A 594-nucleotide genomic window follows, 5' to 3' on the forward strand; every position below is an offset into this window, starting at 1 on the left:
GCCTAACGCCTGAATTAAGCCGACCCGCGAAGCGGGTTCGGCTTGAATGAATTGTTAGGCCTGCGCCCCGTAATCACTTGGGCGCAGGCTTGAAATCTAACTCAACTCCGAAGCCGGCCATTGCCGCCGCCGCCTTTTGGCGCTCGCTCTCAGGCAATGACGGGTCAGCAGCTTTTTGCTTAAGGGCCGCGGTGGCGACTTGTAGCGCAAGAGCAGAGTCCTTGCTGCCTTGTTTGGCCGCTGGCACCCAAATCGCATAGGCGGCCTGATACTGACCTTGCTCGAAGAGCTGTGCCCCTTGTATGGCTCGGACGTCACTCACTAGCCGCTCAATAATCTTTGTTTTGTCAGGATTCTTGTCGAGAAGTACGGCGACAAAGGATTGCTTAATGTCTCGCAGCTCAGCACGAACCGAACGCAACTCCTCGGACTGAGCAGCCAAAGCTTGCTCAGTCTTGTATGCGGTTGGAACCGCGTAGAGCAATGATGGGACTGCAATCGCCCCAACTAGGAGCTCAGCCGCGTGGGCCTTGAGCCAGCTTTCTTGCTTTGCCATAAGTCCCCTTGAGCTCCCCAAGCAGGCCTAACGCCTGA

Annotated in this window: 1 protein-coding gene; it reads right to left on the minus strand. The window is 56.6% G+C overall.

What is annotated here, in order from left to right:
* Nucleotides 1-73 precede the first annotated feature (73 nt).
* On the minus strand, nucleotides 74-556 hold the full coding sequence (locus tag MC380_RS17855; RefSeq protein WP_242102016.1) for a hypothetical protein: 483 nt from the start codon (nucleotides 554-556) through the stop codon (nucleotides 74-76).
* Nucleotides 557-594 lie beyond the last annotated feature (38 nt).

The organism is Lysobacter sp. M15 (assembly GCF_022662515.1).
Taxonomy (GTDB): Bacteria; Pseudomonadota; Gammaproteobacteria; order Xanthomonadales; family Xanthomonadaceae; genus JAKPBU01.

What these genes read in the sequence shown, in the direction of transcription:
- MC380_RS17855 (WP_242102016.1), bottom strand. Translation starts at nt 556, where the DNA reads ATGGCAAAGCAAGAAAGCTGGCTCAAGGCCCACGCGGCTGAGCTCCTA.